Source organism: Mycobacterium angelicum (assembly GCF_002086155.1).
Taxonomy (GTDB): Bacteria; Actinomycetota; Actinomycetes; order Mycobacteriales; family Mycobacteriaceae; genus Mycobacterium; species Mycobacterium angelicum.
Window position 1 is genome coordinate 1 of record NZ_MVHE01000408.1, and the last position, 264, is coordinate 264.

Genomic DNA, 264 nt, shown 5'->3' on the forward strand with positions numbered 1-264 from the left:
CGGCCAGCAATGACCCGCTGGTCGGCAGGCTGGCCCAACCCCAATCCGGGCCCTTGATCAATCCCAGCGTCAAAAGGCCCAGCGCGAAAGCCAGCAGCACCGCGCCGCGCACGTCGGGCACACGCCGACGTCCGGCGGCCCGGTTCTCCACCAGTGCCCGCCGAGCGGCCAGCACAGCGAATACCCCCAGCGGAAGGTTCACCAGGAACACCCACCGCCAGCCATCCGCCTCGATGAGGGCGCCACCGATCGGCGGGCCGAGGC

The 264-nt window shown here is 71.2% G+C and carries 1 pseudogene; it reads right to left on the minus strand.

Going from position 1 to position 264, the window contains the following annotated elements:
- Positions 1 to 264 (minus strand): annotated as a pseudogene (locus tag BST12_RS30025) (hypothetical protein); the annotation flags it as partial.